The 17426-nt window shown below is 58.0% G+C and carries 14 protein-coding genes; 6 read left to right on the top strand and 8 right to left on the bottom strand.

Annotation, left to right across the window (positions count from 1 at the left end; translation table 11 throughout):
• Positions 1–5: 5 nt before the first annotated feature.
• Complete coding sequence (locus I5192_RS03380; RefSeq protein WP_170397103.1) at positions 6–1826, bottom strand: ABC transporter ATP-binding protein; 1821 nt, start codon at positions 1824–1826, stop codon at positions 6–8.
• A gap of 285 nt (positions 1827–2111) precedes the next feature.
• Here I5192_RS03380 and I5192_RS03375 point away from each other — a divergent pair, with 285 nt between their 5' ends.
• The 3 genes from I5192_RS03375 to I5192_RS03365 all read left to right on the top strand — a co-directional run bounded on the left by I5192_RS03375 (position 2112) and on the right by I5192_RS03365 (position 5893).
• Positions 2112–3818, top strand: coding sequence for a peptide ABC transporter substrate-binding protein (locus tag I5192_RS03375; protein ID WP_170404084.1), 1707 nt, complete (start codon positions 2112–2114; stop codon positions 3816–3818).
• A 94-nt stretch (positions 3819–3912) separates the two neighbouring features.
• On the top strand, positions 3913–4920 hold the full coding sequence (locus tag I5192_RS03370; RefSeq protein WP_170397107.1) for an ABC transporter permease: 1008 nt from the start codon (positions 3913–3915) through the stop codon (positions 4918–4920).
• Positions 4913–5893 carry an ABC transporter permease gene (locus I5192_RS03365; protein ID WP_170397109.1) on the top strand — a complete coding sequence of 327 codons (981 nt, stop codon included), beginning with the start codon at positions 4913–4915 and terminating at the stop codon, positions 5891–5893. The genes I5192_RS03370 and I5192_RS03365 overlap by 8 nt, the downstream gene beginning before the upstream one ends.
• Before the next feature lie 6 nt (positions 5894–5899).
• Here the strand turns inward: I5192_RS03365 and I5192_RS03360 are convergent, their stop codons facing one another.
• The 6 genes from I5192_RS03360 to I5192_RS03335 form a co-directional block, all read right to left on the bottom strand.
• A complete protein-coding gene (locus I5192_RS03360) occupies positions 5900–7036 on the bottom strand; it encodes an MFS transporter (RefSeq protein WP_223117762.1) in 1137 nt (378 codons plus the stop codon).
• A 69-nt stretch (positions 7037–7105) separates the two neighbouring features.
• Positions 7106–8383 carry a DUF3422 family protein gene (locus tag I5192_RS03355; protein WP_170404096.1) on the bottom strand — a complete coding sequence of 426 codons (1278 nt, stop codon included), beginning with the start codon at positions 8381–8383 and terminating at the stop codon, positions 7106–7108.
• Positions 8384–8490: 107 nt separating this feature from the next.
• On the bottom strand, positions 8491–8847 hold the full coding sequence (locus tag I5192_RS03350) for a VOC family protein (RefSeq protein WP_223117761.1): 357 nt from the start codon (positions 8845–8847) through the stop codon (positions 8491–8493).
• Between the two features lie 159 nt (positions 8848–9006).
• Entirely contained in the window at positions 9007–10461 is a 1455-nt protein-coding gene (locus tag I5192_RS03345) for an NAD(P)(+) transhydrogenase (Re/Si-specific) subunit beta (protein ID WP_170397117.1), read from the bottom strand.
• A gap of 13 nt (positions 10462–10474) precedes the next feature.
• Positions 10475–12046, bottom strand: coding sequence for a Re/Si-specific NAD(P)(+) transhydrogenase subunit alpha (locus tag I5192_RS03340; protein ID WP_170397119.1), 1572 nt, complete (start codon positions 12044–12046; stop codon positions 10475–10477).
• Positions 12047–12178: 132 nt separating this feature from the next.
• The gene (locus I5192_RS03335; RefSeq protein WP_223117760.1) at positions 12179–12628 is read right to left on the bottom strand and encodes an isoprenylcysteine carboxylmethyltransferase family protein; all 450 of its coding nucleotides are present in this window, start codon (positions 12626–12628) and stop codon (positions 12179–12181) included.
• A 196-nt stretch (positions 12629–12824) separates the two neighbouring features.
• Between I5192_RS03335 and kynU the strand changes: the two genes are divergently transcribed.
• Positions 12825–14018: a kynureninase gene (gene kynU / locus I5192_RS03330; protein WP_223117759.1), complete on the top strand. Its 1194-nt coding sequence runs from the start codon at positions 12825–12827 to the stop codon at positions 14016–14018.
• On the opposite strand, the gene I5192_RS03325 is transcribed toward kynU, so the two are convergent.
• Complete coding sequence (locus I5192_RS03325) at positions 14011–14589, bottom strand: TetR/AcrR family transcriptional regulator (RefSeq protein WP_223117758.1); 579 nt, start codon at positions 14587–14589, stop codon at positions 14011–14013. The genes kynU and I5192_RS03325 overlap by 8 nt on opposite strands.
• 99 nt (positions 14590–14688) lie before the next feature.
• Between I5192_RS03325 and I5192_RS03320 the strand changes: the two genes are divergently transcribed.
• Positions 14689–15153, top strand: coding sequence for a (2Fe-2S)-binding protein (locus tag I5192_RS03320; protein ID WP_170397127.1), 465 nt, complete (start codon positions 14689–14691; stop codon positions 15151–15153).
• A 3-nt stretch (positions 15154–15156) separates the two neighbouring features.
• A complete protein-coding gene (locus I5192_RS03315; RefSeq protein ID WP_223117757.1) occupies positions 15157–17397 on the top strand; it encodes a xanthine dehydrogenase family protein molybdopterin-binding subunit in 2241 nt (746 codons plus the stop codon).
• The last annotated feature ends 29 nt before the right edge of the window (positions 17398–17426 follow it).

Genomic DNA, 17426 nt, shown 5'->3' with positions numbered 1-17426 from the left:
GAGGGTCAATATCCGCTGTCAGTGGTCAAAACAAAATGGCCCGGTTCAACCTCGTTGTATTGCGAGGGTTCGGGCGCGTATCCAATCGGATGAATTGGCGACGGGATCGGTTTGAAGTTCAAGTCTTTTTCCGACTTGCGCTTGTTCGGGTCGGCAATTGGTACCGCCTTCATCAGTGCCTGCGTATAAGGGTGCTGTGGGTTCTCAAAAACCCGAGCACGCGGGCCCAGTTCGACAATGCGGCCCAGATACATCACACCGACATGGTGACTGACCCTCTCGACCACCGCCATGTCATGGCTGATGAACAGATAGCTGAGGCCAAGCTCGGACTGCAGCTCCATCATCAGGTTCAGCACCTGCGCCTGAACCGAGACGTCCAGCGCCGAAACGGCCTCATCCGCGATGATTAGCTTGGGATTCAGCGCCAGTGCTCGCGCAATCGCAATCCGTTGCCGCTGACCACCCGACATCTCATGTGGGAAGCGGCGCATGAAGCTGCGCGGCAGTTGCACCTTGTCGAACAGTTGCGCCACGCGGTCCTGCAGTTCTGACCCCGAGGCAACCCCATAGTTCCGCATCGGTTCAGCGACCTGATCAACCAACTGCATCTGAGGGTTTAGCGAGGCGAACGGATCCTGAAAGATCATCTGCATGTCCAGCCGCGCTTTGCGCAGGCCGGCCTGGTCCAGCTTCATGATGTCGACACCGTCCAGATCAACCTCACCCGCCATCGGCTCCACCAATCGCAGGATCGAGCGCCCTGCCGACGACTTGCCACACCCAGATTCGCCAACGAGGCTGAGTGTTTGCCCCCGGTTCAGCGTGAACGAGACATCTTCGACTGCATGCACGTTCGAGATGGTCCGACGCAGCAATCCGCCTTTCACCGCAAATCGCGTGGTCAGGTTCTTGACCGTCAGCAACACTTCGTTCGTACCCGGGATCGGAGCGATCTTCTGGCCTTCCTCACCCAGCAGTTTCATTGGCTCGGGCGCGGCTTTACCCTGCATCTCGCCCAATTTCGGAACCGCCGCCAGCAACGCCTTGGTGTAATCGTGCTGCGGGTTTTCGAAGATTTCTTTGACGGTGCCTTCCTCGACCTTGTTGCCGCGGAACATAACCACCACGCGGTCCGCCATCTGCGCGACCACAGCCATGTCATGGGTGATAAACATTACTGCCGTTCCGGTCTCGCGCTTGAGGCGGTCCATCAGCGCCAGAATCTCGGCCTGGATGGTCACATCCAGCGCGGTGGTGGGCTCGTCCGCAATCAGCAGGCGAGGCTCACACGCCATGGCCATGGCGATCACCACACGCTGGCGCATGCCACCGGACAGTTCATGCGGATATTGCTTTAAACGTCGCTCGGGCTCGGGGATGCGCACCTGACGCAATAGTTCCAGCGCGCGCTCTTCGGCCTGCGCTTTGTTCATGTCCTTGTGGATTCGCAATCCTTCGGTGAGCTGCCGTCCGACGGTGAAAACCGGGTTCAAGGCCGTCATCGGCTCCTGAAAGATCATTCCGATCTCATTTCCGCGAATCTGCTTCATCAGATCTTGATCGGCGTGGGACAGATCCATTTCCTCGCCGCCGCGGCGATCGAAAAGCAGTTGTCCGCCAGCAATTTCACCGCCGCCGAACTCGACCAAGCGCATCAGCGATAGAGATGAGACTGATTTGCCCGACCCCGATTCGCCCACGATACAGACGGTTTCGCCTGGGTTAACCTCGAACGAGACGTCCTCGACGCCCACCACCGGGCCATCTTTAGTTTGAAATTCGACCCGCAGTTTTTTGATCTGGGCAATTGGCTGATCCAGCACGCGCGCTCTCCCCTTGGCGGCTTTTCGGATTGGGTTCCAAACGCTAAGGCGGGCAGATGTGAAAAGTCAAACCGATAGGTCAAATTTCGCAAGGCAAGGCTTGCAATTTTCCAAAACTCTGTTTCGATACGCCGCGTAACCGTTCTGGGGAGAGGTCTGAATACACGAAGGCGATACAATCGTTTCCGTTTGATTCCAAATCCTTATCCCTTTTGACGGCCACGCCTAACCCGCGGGCATCGCGGAGATAATCGAGACACGTATGTGTCCAACATGGAGTGTATGATGAAAATCAAAACCCTTTTGCTTGGTGCGATTGCAAGCACGGCAATGGCCCCGATGGCCATGGCCGAGCGTGGATCGGACGGCAATGTCAGCATCATTTACTGGCAAGCCCCATCGATCCTGAACCCGTTCCTTTCGGGTGGCACCAAGGATGTGGAATCCGCATCGCTAGTGATTGAGCCGCTCGCCCGGTACAATCAAGATGGCGAAATGGTTCCGTTCCTGGCATCCGAAATTCCGACAGTTGCAAATGGTGGCGTCAGCGAAGACCTGACCTCGATCACTTGGAAAATCGCGCCGGGAATCACCTGGTCAGACGGCACGCCTTTCACCTCCGCTGATGTTGTGTTCACTGCAAACTATTGCATGGACCCAGAAGGCGGTTGTGCGCAGGTGACCAAATTTGAAGGTGTCACCAATGTCGAAGCTGTCGATGATCTGACCGTCAAAGTCACATTCGATGCGCCGACCCCGTTCCCTTACGGCCCGTTCGTGGGTGGTGAGAGCCCGATCATCCAGGCGGCACAGTTCGCGGATTGCATGGGAGCCAAAGCGCCCGAATGCACCGAGCAGAACTTTAACCCGATCGGCACAGGCCCATTTGTTGTCACCGAGTTCAAGCCAAATGACGTGATCACTTTCAAGGCCAATGATAACTACCGTGACCCGGCAAAGCCTGCGTTCGCAACGGTGACATTCAAAGGCGGTGGCGATGCAACTGCTGCTGGTCGTGCGGTCATGGAAACCGGCGAATTTGACTATGCCTGGAACTTGCAGCTTGCGCCTGAAGTGATCGCGCAGATGCAGGAAGGCGGCAAAGGTACTCCGGTCGCAGGCTTCGGCCCGCTGGTGGAACGCATCATGCTGAACCAGACAAACCCGTCGCCAGATCTGCCGGAGGGCGAGCGTTCGACTGCAAAGCATCCGCACCCGTTCCTGCAGGACCCTGCTGTTTACAAGGCCATGTCGCTGGCCATCGACCGACCGCTGCTGGTTGAAATCGGCTACGGTCAGGCCGGTAAGGTTACCTGCAACTGGGTACCTGCGCCTGCCGCGGTGAATTCCGACACATTCAGCTGCGATACTCAGGATATCGAAGGCGCCAAGAAGCTTCTGGATGACGCGGGTATCGTTGATTCCGATGGCGATGGCATCCGTGAAAAAGACGGTGTACCGCTGAAGATTGTCTATCAGACCTCTACCAACGCAGTTCGCCAGGACTTCCAGGCGCTGATCAAAGAATGGTGGAGCCAAATCGGTATCGAAACTGAGCTGCGCAACATCAATGCTTCGGTCTTCTTTGGTGGTGATCCGGGTTCGCCTGACACCTTCCAGAAGTTCTATGCCGACGTTGAAATGTATGCCAACACCTTCAACGGCACTGACCCGCAGTCCTATCTGGGCAACGGCCTGTGCGACAAGGCACCCAAGCCTGAAAGCCAGTGGCAGGGCGAGAACATCAGCCGTTTCTGCAACGAAGAGTTCGACAAGCTGCATGGCAAACTGGCCGAAACCGCAGGTGCGGATGAGCGCGCGCAGATCGCGCGTCAGCTGAACGACATCATGGTTGAAAATGGCGGAATGATCCCGCTGGTGCACCGTGGTCGTCTGTCGGCACACGCCAATACGCTGGGTGGCGTTGTCCTGAACGTTTGGGACAGCGAGCTGTGGAACATTGCGGACTGGTACCGCAAGACCGGTTCCTAAGCGTTAATCTTGCAAAACCGCGCCCCGACCCATATCGGGGCGCGGTCATTTGCAGACCACTCCAACAAGAAGACGCATATAAAGGCGCCTCTTAATGCTCAACTTTACCATCAGACGACTGGTGCTGGCCGTTCCCACGCTACTGTTCATCAGCCTCGTCATCTTCCTGCTCCTCGAACTCGCACCCGGCGATCCGATGGCGCAGGTTCCACTTACCGTCCCCCCCGAAGTCAAAGAGAAGATGCGCGAGGCACTGGGCCTCGGTCAGCCGATGCATATCCGGTTCTGGAAATGGATCGTGCAGTTCTTCTGGATCGAACCGCAGGTTCTGGTCGACTCGATCTTTGGTACAACCTTCTCCGAAGGTGACCTGCGCGTGATTTCGTGGCAGACCCGCTCACCCGTCATGGACATCGTCGTTCAGCGCATCCCGCAGACCCTGTGGGTTGTTGGCACCGCTTATGTGGTCGCCATCCTGATCGCCCTGCCCATCGGTATCTATTCGGCTTACCGGCAGTATTCCTGGTTCGACCAAATGGGCACATTCGTGTCGATGGTCGGCTTCTCGGTACCGCCGTTCTTCTCGGGCGTATTGGTGATCGTGATCTTCTCAGTCCAGCTTGGATGGTTCCCGTCGATCTATGACACCACCCATGTGGTCAATAGCTGGGACAGCTTTGTTGTACAGCTGAAACAGATGATCATGCCGGTCATGGTTCTGGCTCTGCAGATCACCGCGCAGCTCAGCCGATTCATGCGCGCCTCGATGCTGGACAACCTTAATCAGGATTATGTCCGCACCGCCCGCGCCAAGGGCCTCAGCGAATACACGGTCGTCATGGTCCACGTCCTGCGCAACTCGATGATCCCCGTGGTCACCGTTATCGCGCTGGGTATTCCGGCCATCTTCGGCGGAGCGATCATTACCGAGCAGGTGTTCAAAGTGAACGGCATCGGCCAGTTGCTGATCGGGGCTATTCAGGCCAATGACTTGCCGATGGTCCAAACCCTGACCTTCATATTTGCCGTGCTGATCGTCCTGTTCAATCTGATCGCCGACGTTCTCTATGGCATTCTGGACCCGAGGATTCGTTATGACTGATCATGATCGTACCGATACACTGGTCCCGGACGAAGGGCTTGCGCCCGCCTCGACAGCGCTGCCAACCACCGATGTGATGGAAGAACTGGCCACCCCACCGCGGAGCCAATGGCGCGATGTCTGGGATCAGTTCAAGACCCACAAAGGCGCGATGATCGGAGCGATTCTGTTCATCTTCATCGTCGCAGGCGTCTATCTGGGACCATACTTATGGAGCATCGACCCCACTCAGATCGACATCCGTTCGCGCAATCAGGGCCCCAGTTGGGCGCATCCCTTTGGCACCGACCAGTTGGGCCGCGATATCCTAGCTCGCATGATGTCAGGCGGTCAGACATCGGTGTCAGTCGGCATCACCGCGATGCTGTTGGCGCTGTTTCTGGGCTCGTTCATCGGTGTTCTGGCCGGGTTTTTCAAACGGCTGGATGGCCCACTGATGCGCCTGACGGATCTGTTTTTGGCCTTGCCGTTGCTACCGCTGCTGCTGGTCATGATGCTGCTCTTCCGCGAGCCGCTATCTGCTGCCTTCGGGTTAGAACGTGGAATCTTCATCCTGATCGTCTGCGCCATCGGCATCACCTCATGGATGCCCACAGCGCGGATCGTGCGCGGCGATGTGCTGGCGATCAAAGAGCGTGAGTTCGTTCTGGCCGCCCGGTCCATCGGCACCAGCAATGGCCAGATCATCACCCGGCACATCCTGCCGAATGTTCTGTCTCCGATCATGGTGTCGGCCACGCTGGGGATTGCAACTGCGATCATCACCGAAAGCGCGCTTTCCTTCCTCGGCCTCGGATTTCCGCCGGACTTCCCGACATGGGGTCGGCTGCTCTTCGATGGCGTCGACTATCTGCAGCAATACCCCGAGCGCGTGTTCTGGCCCGGACTGGCGATCTCACTAACCGTCCTCAGTGTAAATTATCTGGGTGACGGCCTGCGCGATGCGCTGGATCCACGTATTCGCGGACGATAAGCGAACTTAGTCGGCGCGCTTCAGCGCGCCGGCCAATACGATGATAAGAACGGCCAGCGGTAAAAGAACTGCAAAGGCAAATCTCAGCGTCATCAACTCGGCCAGAAATCCGATCAGAGGCGGCCCAATCAATAAACCTCCGTATCCCAAAGTCGCGACGCTTGCGATCGCCTGTCCGGGCGGGACATGCGGGTCGTTGGCCGCGCGGCTAAAGGCCAGAGGCATGATTACCGCATAGCCCACTCCCATCAGAGCAAAACCCGCCAAAGCCAATCCTGCCCCTCCCGCCGATACCACGCCAAACACGCCCAGCGCGGCGCAAACGCCGCCAAATCGTGCTGTTGCAACAGGCCCGAAACGCGCGATCACCATCCCGCCCGCAAGCCGGAACGCAACCATCGTGACCGAGAAGACCGCATAGCCCAACGCCGCGATACTCTCAGCCGCACCGGTGACATCGCGCAGGAAGATCGCACTCCAATCCGCAACAGCCCCTTCGCCCAAAGCGCCGCACAGCGCTGTGAAACCCACAAGGATCAGGGCACCCGACGGCAAAGCGAACACCGATCCAGGTTTCGAAGCCGAACGTTTCGAAGTCCAGCGTACCCAAGACAAAACAAGCGCAAGCGCGACGACAACGCCACCTGCTAGCAGAAAGTGTTGCAACACCGACAGCCCCATCTGTACGGCACCGTATCCGCTGAGCGCTCCCAGTCCGGCTCCAAGGCTCCACATCGCGTGAAAGGACGACATGATCGGCTTGTCATAGGCCTGTTCGACCTCTGCCGCCCAGGCGTTCATCGCAACATCCATCGAGCCATGGAAGGCTCCGAATACAAACAGAAACGCCGCAAGCGACCAGAACCCGCCGGCGAGAGCCAAAAGGATCAGGGAAAAGGTGTAGAGAACCGCGATCACCCGCGTGATCGCCACCGCCCCAAACTTGTCCGTCAAACGGCCCGTGATCGGAAACGAACAAACGGCCCCTGCTGCCATGAACAGCAAACCAAGCCCTAGCGCCTCGTGCGTCAGATCCAGCCTGTCCCGAACCGCAGGTATGCGCGATGCCCAGATGCCGAACAGCGCACCGTTCAGGATAAACATGGCGGCCACAGCCCGCCACGCCGCAACAATACCGATCACAGGGAATCCTCATAAAATCTGCCAAACGCCACCCGTTCTACAGATCATTCGTCGCCCGGCATAGACCGCTTATTCAATTCGCTTCCGGATCTGGCGCACCCCGAACCAAACGGCAAGGATGACAGGCACGGTCACAATTGCCGTCAGCATCCCTTTGCTAATCCCGGCCTGCGTCAGTGGGTAGAGCAAGTAGCTGACCAGAGACACCGCATAGTAGCTGATCGCCACCACAGATAATCCCTCGACTGTGTGCTGCAATCTAAGGGCCAGATCAGCACGCCGGTCCATGCTTTCCAGCAGAGCCTGATTTTGAGCGCTGCGTTCGACATCGACACGGGTACGCAACAGGTCGCCGGCGCGAATAGCCCTGTCGGACAAGGCCTGCAAACGTCGCTCGGTTGATTTAACCGTCCGCATCGCGGGGTCATAACGACGCATCATGAAATCGGCAAAACTCTGACGTCCATTGAATCTTTGTTCACGCAACACTTCGATGCGCTGATTAACAATCGCCTCATAGGCACCCGTGGCGCCGAACCGAAAAGAACACCGTGCCGAAAGTGTCTCAAGCTCGATCGAGGTAGACAGAAGATCCGGCAACAATTCGTCTGGGTGCGCTGTTTCATCGGACATCTGCCCCATCAGGCGGGTCAATTGACCATCCAGTTCGCCGATGCGCGGCATCAGTTGCTTGACCCGTGCAAATCCCAGCATCGACATTGCCTTGTAGGTCTCAATCTCGCACAGCCGCTGAACGATCCGCCCGGTCCGACGCCGCCCGGTGCCTTTCTTGACAAACATCGCAAGCCGCATATGCCCCGCCGGATCAATTCGGAAATCACAAGCGCAGATCGCAGCATCGTCCAGCACCCGCGCCACTGCTAGGCTTTCCGGCTCGAACCACTGAGCCAGCGAAGCCTTTGCCGCCTCATCTCCCTCGTACTCTACCACGCGAATTAAGGCCGATGTCACGCGCTGCCCCGGGCTCGCCATCAACCAATCTGGCGGAAACACCTCAAAGTCTGCCGGATTGAACGCACGTTCACTGACGTTCGGAGTGATCGCGGTATAGGTCACAAACTCGGTATGTTGTTCCCATTTCAGCCAATGACGCCCGATCTGACCCGCGTAGTGAGTGGCTTCTGGCTGAGGGTGCTGCGCGCCGTGGCGATCCAGCAGATTGATCAGGTGGGCCATATCCTCGCCACGATCGCGCGTAACCGCTTCTTTGGGCTTCTTGATCGCCAGAAACACAACCGTGCTGGGTAAGGGTGCAACCGGAAATGGGCGTGCATGCAGTTCATTGGCCAGCGTATAGCGAAGCGGATGATTGTCTATGGGCGTCATGTAAGGCTCCGGTGTATCACCGGCACTATAAGGCAGACCGACACAACATCAATTATTTATTTATTTCAATTACTTACAAGGATACAACGGTATACAATCCCGCTATCTTATTGATTCGGCTCCCATAGCTCGATGGGATTGCCTTCAGGATCGTGGATGCGGGCGAATTTCCCGACCTCGCTGTCCCACTCCGGGTTCGTCTCGACGGTGATTCCGGCGTTCTGTAGTTGGTCGATCAACGCGCTCAGGTCATCGACACGAAAATTGATCATCCATTGCTGCTCGGAGCGGCCGAAATACTCGGTGTCCTGCGCAAAGGGTGCGAACACCGTATATCCTTCCCGCTGCTTCCAGGGCACAGGATCGTAGTGATTGACGCCCAAATGCTTCTCATACCAAGCACTCAACGCCTGCGGATCACGGGCCCGGAAGAATATCCCGCCAATTCCATTTACCTTCTGCATGGTCTGCCTCCGACTATCCCGAACACTCGCCAAGTTTAACACAGCCCGCTTGCTTCATATGGCTAAAAAACCTTGAGGGGGTTGGAGGCAAGCCCCCATCTCATCACAAAAGAAAAGGGCGCCCTCAGGCGCCCTTTGCAATCAGGTTGTCCCTTCTGATCAATCGATCATGGGCAGCAGCTTGTCGAGCGAAGCCTTGGCGTCGCCATAGAACATGCGGGTGTTCTCCTTGAAGAACAGCGGGTTCTCGATACCCGAATATCCGGTGCCCTGACCACGCTTGGACACAAACACCTGCTTGGCTTTCCAGCATTCCAACACCGGCATCCCGGCGATGGGGCTGTTCGGGTCTTCCTGCGCCGCAGGGTTCACGATATCGTTCGAGCCAATCACGATCGCCACATCCGTATCCGGGAAGTCGTCGTTGATCTCGTCCATCTCAAGAACAATGTCATACGGTACCTTCGCCTCGGCCAGCAGCACGTTCATGTGGCCCGGCAGACGACCGGCAACGGGGTGGATCGCAAAGCGCACGTTCTTGCCCTTGGCGCGCAGCTTGCGAACCAGCTCGGACACCGATTGCTGCGCCTGCGCCACGGCCATGCCATAGCCGGGAATGATGACGATACTATCTGCATCATTCAGCGCCGCCGCGACACCATCTGCCTCGATGGCGATCTGTTCACCCTCAACAGCCATCTGTTCGCCCTGCGGGCCACCAAAGCCGCCCAGAATTACGCTGACAAAGTGACGGTTCATCGCCTTACACATGATGTAGGACAGGATTGCACCAGACGAGCCCACCAATGCACCAACCACGATCAGCAGGTCGTTGCCTAGCGAGAAGCCGATGGCCGCAGCCGCCCAACCCGAATAGCTGTTCAGCATCGATACAACCACCGGCATGTCGGCCCCGCCGATGCCCATGATCAGGTGATAGCCGATGAACAGCGCTGCCAGCGTCATCAGGAACAGCGGGAAGAAACCGCCCGAATTGGTGTACCAGATCAGGCAGATGAACGACAAAGCAGCCGCACCCGCGTTCAGAGCATGACCGCCCGGAAGCTTGGTCGCCGCCGAGGTCACCTTGCCCGCCAACTTGCCATAAGCCACGACCGATCCAGTAAAGGTGATCGCACCGATGAAGATACCGAGGAACAGCTCAACATGCAGGATCGCCAGTTCGGCCGCGGTCTTCTTCGCGATCAGCTTGGCGAACGCCCCCAGATCGGACAGGTCCGCCTGAGACGCGCTGTCAGCAATCGCCATGACTTGCGCCACATTGCCGATCTCGAAATGGGCATTGAATCCCACGAACACAGCCGCGAGACCCACCAGCGAATGCATCGCGGCCACAAGCTGCGGCATCTCGGTCATCTGCACGCGTTGCGCCACGTACTGACCGATCAGACCACCGCCCGCGATCAGCAGCAACGACAGCAGCCACAGGCCTGAACCCGGACCAACCAGCGTGGCAAAAACCGCCAGCGCCATACCAACAATGCCATACCAGACCGCCCGCTTGGCGCTTTCCTGGTTCGACAATCCACCCAGAGACAGGATGAAAAGGACAGCCGCAACGACATAGGCGGCAGTAGTGAAGCCAAATTCCATGTGCCCGGCCTCCTTAAGATTTCTGGAACATGGCGAGCATGCGCCGGGTTACGAGGAAGCCGCCGAAGATGTTGATTCCGGCCATGAAGACTGACAGCGCCGCCAGCAGAATGACCAGGAACGACCCCGATCCGATCTGCATCAAGGCTCCAACGATAATGATCGAAGAGATCGCGTTGGTGATCGCCATCAGTGGTGTGTGCAGGCTATGGCTCACATTCCAGATCACCTGGAAGCCCACAAAGATCGCCAGCACAAAAACGATGAAATGCTGCATGAAGCTGGCCGGAGCGATCAACCCCACCAGCAACATCAACGCACCGCCGACGCCCAGCAACGTGAACTGTTGCTTGGTCTGCGCTTTGAAGGCCGCGATTTCCTGCGCCCTTTTCTCTTCCGGCGTCAGTTCCTTGACCTCGGCCTTAGGCTGTGCCGCAATCGCCTGCACCTTGGGCGGCGGTGGCGGGAAGGTGATCTCGCCCTCATGGGTCACGGTCGCGCCACGGATCACGTCATCTTCCATGTCGTGATTGACCTTGCCGTCCTTCTCGGGTGTCAGGTCAGCCATCATGTGACGGATATTGGTCGCGTAAAGAGACGATGACTGCGCCGCCATCCGGCTGGGGAAGTCGGTATAGCCGATGATGGTCACGCCATTGTCGGTCACGATCTTCTCATCCGGCACCGTCAATTTACAGTTGCCGCCCTTTTCCGCTGCAAGGTCAACGATGACCGAACCCGGCTTCATGCTCTCGACCATATCTTTGGTCCAAAGCTCAGGTGCCTCACGGTTGGGTATCAGTGCCGTGGTGATGACGATGTCCATCTCGGGTGCCAGTTCCCGGAACTTGGCAAGCTGGGCGTTGCGGAATTCTTCCGACTGGACCGATGCGTAGCCACCAGTCGATGCACCGTCCTGCTGTTCTTCCTCAAAATCCAGATAGACGAACTCAGCCCCCATGGATTCGACCTGCTCGGCCACTTCGGGGCGCACGTCGAACGCATAGGTGATCGCACCCAGCGAGGTTGAGGTCCCAATCGCGGCCAGACCAGCCACACCAGCACCAACGATCAGCACCTTGGCAGGCGGCACCTTACCGGCCGCCGTCACCTGACCGGTGAAGAAACGGCCAAAGTTGTTGCCTGCCTCGATCACAGCACGGTACCCGGCGATATTGGCCATCGAAGACAGCGCGTCCATCTTCTGCGCGCGCGAGATACGCGGGACCATCTCCATCGCGATCACGGTCGCGCCCTTGGATTTGGCGGCCTCCATCCCATCTTCATTCCCAGCCGGGTTAAAGAAGGAAATCAGGGTCTTATCCTTGGTCAGACGCTTCAGTTCGGTGGCATCGGGCTGACGCACCTTGGCAATAATATCCGCCGCCTTCCAAAGCGAGGCGGCGGTCTTCATGACCTCAACGCCTGCGGCTTCATAAGCGGCGTCCGAAAACCCCGCAGCAGCGCCTGCGCCCTTTTCGATCAGGCACTCATAGCCCAGTTTCTGCAACTGCACAGCCGAGTCCGGAGTCATCGCGACCCGGTTCTCGCCCTTGTACGTTTCCTTTGGCGTCCCAATTTTCACCAGTCGGTTCCCCCTAATTTTTGATTCAGGCCAGGTGGGTGTTCGGCATAGAATGACAAGCAGACATGTATCCTGCGCAAGATTATTTCGCAAGCGCAGCAATTATGACGCTGTGTCATGATGACCACACCCTTATATCCATCGTCTGGTCTTGCGTTCATACCGGGCGAAATCGGCGCGGAATGTGCGGCGCAGACGGTCTTCCTCGGGTATGATAAAGCGGCGTTCCAGCACCCAGACAAAAACTGGGATCAGCACCAGCGACAACACCGCGTCAAAACGCAGGATCAGCCCAGTCAGGATCAGCGCATCGCCCACATAGATAGGATTGCGGCTGCGCTTGTAAATCCCGGTCTGCACCATGGTCGAGGGTGTTTCGTGCGGAAAGACCGTGGTTTTGTGCCGGCGGAACTCAATCACCGCCATCACGGCCAGAATGATACCGCCACCGATCAGTATGCCGCTGAGCAGATCTGTCACCGCTCCATCCAGAGACAACCCCAGCGGCAACACGCGCGCCTGGACCCAGGCGAGCAAGGCAAAGCCCACAAGCCAAACAGGTGGTATGTCGATCAGGCGCATGGCTGTCCCTTCACGCGGCGACACATGGTGGCAGATGTCGCTTCTGATCGCTCTCCTATCGTTTTCTGACCGCATTGGCAAAAGCGCAGGGTGTCGCATCGACCCAGGGCGCTGGACAACCCGCACCAATAGACAGACACAACGGGATCAGATAGCCAGTTACAACCTGACTGTTTCAGAAAGACAAAGCCTCGCCATGACCGATTTCGCCAAAACCAAATCCATGTTTCACCTGCCCGAGGGCATTCTTTATCTCGACGGTAACTCTCTGGGCCCGTTGCCGAAATCAGCCGGTGACCGTGTAGGAAGCATGATGAAGGACGAATGGGGTCAGTTGCTGATCACCGGCTGGAACAAAGCCGGGTGGATGGGTATGCCGACCGGCCTGGGGGATCGGATCGGACGGCTGATCGGGGCAGAGCCCGGCAGCGTCGTGGTGGGCGATACTCTGTCGATCAAGGTTTATCAGGCGGTCGCCTCAGCGCTGGAACTGAACCCGACCCGCAAGGTCGTCCTGTCGGACAACGGCAACTTCCCGTCGGATCTTTACATGGCAGATGGGCTGTTGCGATCACTGGGGACGGATTATGAACTGCGCGTGGTCGATCCCGAAAACGTCGCTGCACATATCACCGAAGAGGTCGCCGTTCTGATGCTGACCGAGGTCGATTATCGTTCCGGCCGTATGCATGACATGAAGGCTTTGACCGAACTGGCCCACGCGAACGGTGTCGTGACCGTCTGGGACCTTGCCCATTCTGCGGGGGCAATCCCGGTCGATCTGTCCGGTTGCAACGCGGATTTCGCTGTTGGCTGCACGTATAAGTACCTCAATGGCGGTCCCGGTGCGCCAGCGTTCGTCTATGTCGCTCCGCGTCTGTCGGATCGCGTGCGCCCGGCGCTTTCGGGCTGGTTGGGGCATGAAGCCCCCTTTGCCTTCGATCTCGACTATCGCCCCGGCGCGGGAATAGAGAGGATGCGGGTCGGAACCCCTCCGGTCATTCAGATGGCAGCGCTGTCGGCAGCGATGGATATCTGGGACATGGCTAAAATGGCCGATGTGCGCGCCAAGTCTATCGAATTGACCGAATTGTTCATAACCCGGGTTGAGGCTACCTGCCCGGGATTGACACTCGCAAGCCCCCGCGATCCAGCCCAGCGCGGAAGTCAAGTCTCGTTTCATTTTGATGAAGGTTACGCTGCCATGCAGGCTTTGATCGCGCGTGGCGTGATCGGCGATTTCCGAGCGCCCGATATCATGCGGTTTGGCTTTACACCGCTATATGTCGATGAAGGGGATGTAGAACAGGCCGCCCAAATTCTGGCCGATATCATAACCAACAATCTGTGGGACAAACCGGAATACAAAGTTCGTCTGCGCGTCACCTGACCTCAAGCGCCGCGCCCAAAAGCATGGCCAGTTGCAAAATGCCTTGTTCGAACTCTTCAGCGCTGGAGGCTGTCATCTTGACGCCCTTCAGCGATGTGGTGATTGTCTTTGCGGCCTCATCCGGGCCGACAGGCAAATGCGCGCGACCTGCCGCATCCTCGCGCCGTAACCATTCGGCGTAAAGTCGCGTCAATTTGGCCTCACCCTCCTGAACGATATCCGTCGACATGGATTTGGTCGCGTCCAGCATTTCAAGCCCATGAGGTGAGGCCAAAATATCAGCCATCCCGCTTGATTGCGCCTCGATCGCCTGCGCGAGGATCTGAGGCAAAGGACCTTCGCTGGCCAAGGCTTCAGCGACTAGGGTGACTTTCTCGCCATAATAAAACTGCGTCAGTTCGCGAACGATGGCCTCTTTATTCTTGAAATGCAGATAGACCGCAGGCCGGGACATCCCTGCCCCTTTGGCAATGTCATCCATCGAAGTTTTCTTAAACCCATAGGTCGCAAAGGCCTGAAATGCCGATTTCAGAATGGCCGCTGTCTTGGAATCTTCACTTACACTCGTCATGCGAGAACCTCTGACACTTCTTGTTCATTTTGTCAATTGACAAGCTGACACATTTCATTAATTATGTCAGAAACCAGCCAAAGCTAAGAGAGGTGCGCCATGGCGACGGCCCTTAAGATCAACGGAAAGACCCATCAGGTTGATCTGCCTGATGATGTGCCCTTGTTATGGGTTCTGCGTGATGAGGTTGGACTAACCGGTACCAAGTTCGGCTGTGGTGTGGCTGCCTGCGGTGCCTGCACCGTTCATATTGATGGTGAGGCCGTGCGGTCCTGCCAGGTAGCGCTCTCGGATGTTTGGGGTGATGTCACCACGATCGAGGGGCTTGGCACGCCTGACGCCATGGCAACGATCCAGAAGGCCTGGGTTGACCACCAAGTGGCCCAATGTGGTTACTGCCAGTCGGGCCAGATCATGCAGGCCGCATCGCTACTGGCTGAAAACCCGGCCCCAACGGACGAAGACATCGACGATGCGATGCAAGGCAACCTTTGCCGCTGTGGCACCTATCCTCGCATCCGCGCGGCCATCCATGATGCCGCTGCCAAGTTGAAGGAGGCTTGAGCCATGGGACGTATCGGTAAAATCGTTCGCCGCACATTCCTGATCGGATCTGCCGCCATCGTAGGTGGAGTGGCCTTCGGTGCCTACTACGTCACGCGTCCAGCTGCGAACCCGCTGAAACCGCGTGACGGGGAAACCGCGCTTAGCCCCTTTGTTCTGATCGACCAGCAGGGCGTGACCCTGTTCGCCCCCCGCGCTGAAATGGGTCAGGGCGTTATGACCACCTGGGCAGCACTGATCGCCGAGGAGCTGGATGTTGAGCTGGACGAAATCCGTGTGCTGCACGGACCTGCTGCTGCCGCCTATTACAACCATGCTCTTATGGGGGAAAGCCTGCCAGGCAAGGGCTATGACATCTCGGATTTCCAGCACAATCTGGGTGAGGCACTGGGTGTTCTGGGCAAAACGTTAAGCCTGCAGGTTACCGGCGGCTCAACCTCGATGAAAGACGGGTTCGAACGGATGCGGATGGCCGGCGCTACTGCGCGAGAAACCTTGAAGCAGGCTGCCGCGGACCAACTGGGGGTCGATCGCGATCAACTCATGACCGAAAATGGTGCTGTGGTTGCCCCGGATGGCACGCGCATTCCCTATAGCGAACTGGCCGAGGCCGCAGGCCAGATCGAACCGCCCGAGGTTTCCCTGCGTGATCCGTCCGAATGGCGTTTGATCGGCAAATCCCTGCCCCGCGTCGACATTCCGGGCAAATCCACCGGCACCGCCACCTTTGGCATCGATGTAAGGCCAGAGGGCCTGAAATTCGCCTCGGTCCGCATGAACCCCAAGCTGGGCGGGGCAATGAACGGCTTTGACGCCAGTGCTGCAGAAGCCATGCCCGGCGTTGAAAAGATCGTCGATCTGGGCACTGGCGTCGCGGTGATTGCCAACAACACTTGGCTTGCCATGCAGGCGGTCGAGGCGATTGACGTGGATTGGGGCGATGCCCCCTATCCGCCCGATACTGATGCGGTATTCGCGCAAATTGCCAACGCGTTTGATGACGCCCCGAACTCGACCATGCGCGATGAAGGCGATGTCGAAACGCTTCCTGAAGGTGCCACCGAGATTACGGCAGAATATACCGTGCCCTATCTGGCCCACGCCACAATGGAACCGATGAACGCCACGGCGCTCTATACCAGTAACAAGCTGGACCTGTGGTGCGGCAATCAGGCCCCGACCCTGATCCAGATCCGCGCAGCCAACACCGCCGGTCTGGACACCGAAGCCGTCGAGATTCACACCACCTATCTGGGCGGCGGTTTCGGCCGCCGGGGCGAGTTGGATTTCGGCGAGATCGCCACAAAGGTCGCCATGGCCATTCCAGGCACCCCTGTGCAAACGACGTGGAGCCGCGAAGAGGATATGCGTCACGATTTCTACCGCCCCGGCGCGATGGCGCGCATGCGAGGGGCAGTGAAGGATGGCAAGGCCGTTCTGATCGACGGCAAGGTCGCCTCGCAATCGCCGACCCATCAGGCGGTTGAACGTGTTACGGGTTTCTCAGGCGGTGGCCCCGACAAGGTTCTGGTTGAGGGATTTTTTAACCAGCCCTACGCGGTGCCCAACTACCGCATGAGCGGTCATGTCGCCGATCTGTCCGTGCCGGTGGGCTTCTGGCGCTCGGTCGGCAACAGCCATAATGCCTTCTTCCACGAGACCTTCCTGGATGAAATGGCCCATGCCGCCGGGCGCGACCCGCTGGAGTTCCGGCTGGAGTTGGCAAGGTCCGAGTTCGCCCCGGCTGCGAGGTGCCTGGAGGCCGTGAAAGAGATGTCAGGCTGGACCGGCAAAACCCCCGATGGTGTCGGACGTGGCGTGGCAATGGCCTACAGCTTTGGCACTCCGGTCGCACAGGTGATCGAAGTGGTTGACGATGACGGCACCATCCGCATCAACAAGGCCTGGATCGCCTGCGATGTCGGCTTGGCTTTGGATCCGGCGACAGTCGAAGCGCAGATGATCGGCGGCATGATCTACGGATTGTCTGCCGCCGCTCAAGAAGAGATCACCTTTGCCGATGGCGAGGTCGAACAGTATAATTTCCCGGATTATGATGCGTTACGGATGCAAAGCACACCGATCACGGAAGTCCGGATACTCGAGACCAACAAACATCTGGGCGGTGTCGGTGAACCGGGAACACCGCCGTCGATGCCCGCTTTGGGCAACGCGCTGTTCGACCTGACCGGCCAACGCGCGCGCAGCTTGCCGCTGAACAAGCAGTTCGACTTGCTCGTATGATCAATTTGCGCCGACCCGGTTCTGGGTCG

Origin of the sequence: Ruegeria sp. SCSIO 43209, assembly GCF_019904295.1 — a bacterium.
Classification (GTDB): Bacteria; Pseudomonadota; Alphaproteobacteria; order Rhodobacterales; family Rhodobacteraceae; genus Ruegeria.
Note: the sequence above shows the minus strand (reverse complement) of the source record. Positions and strands in the feature narration are given on the sequence as shown.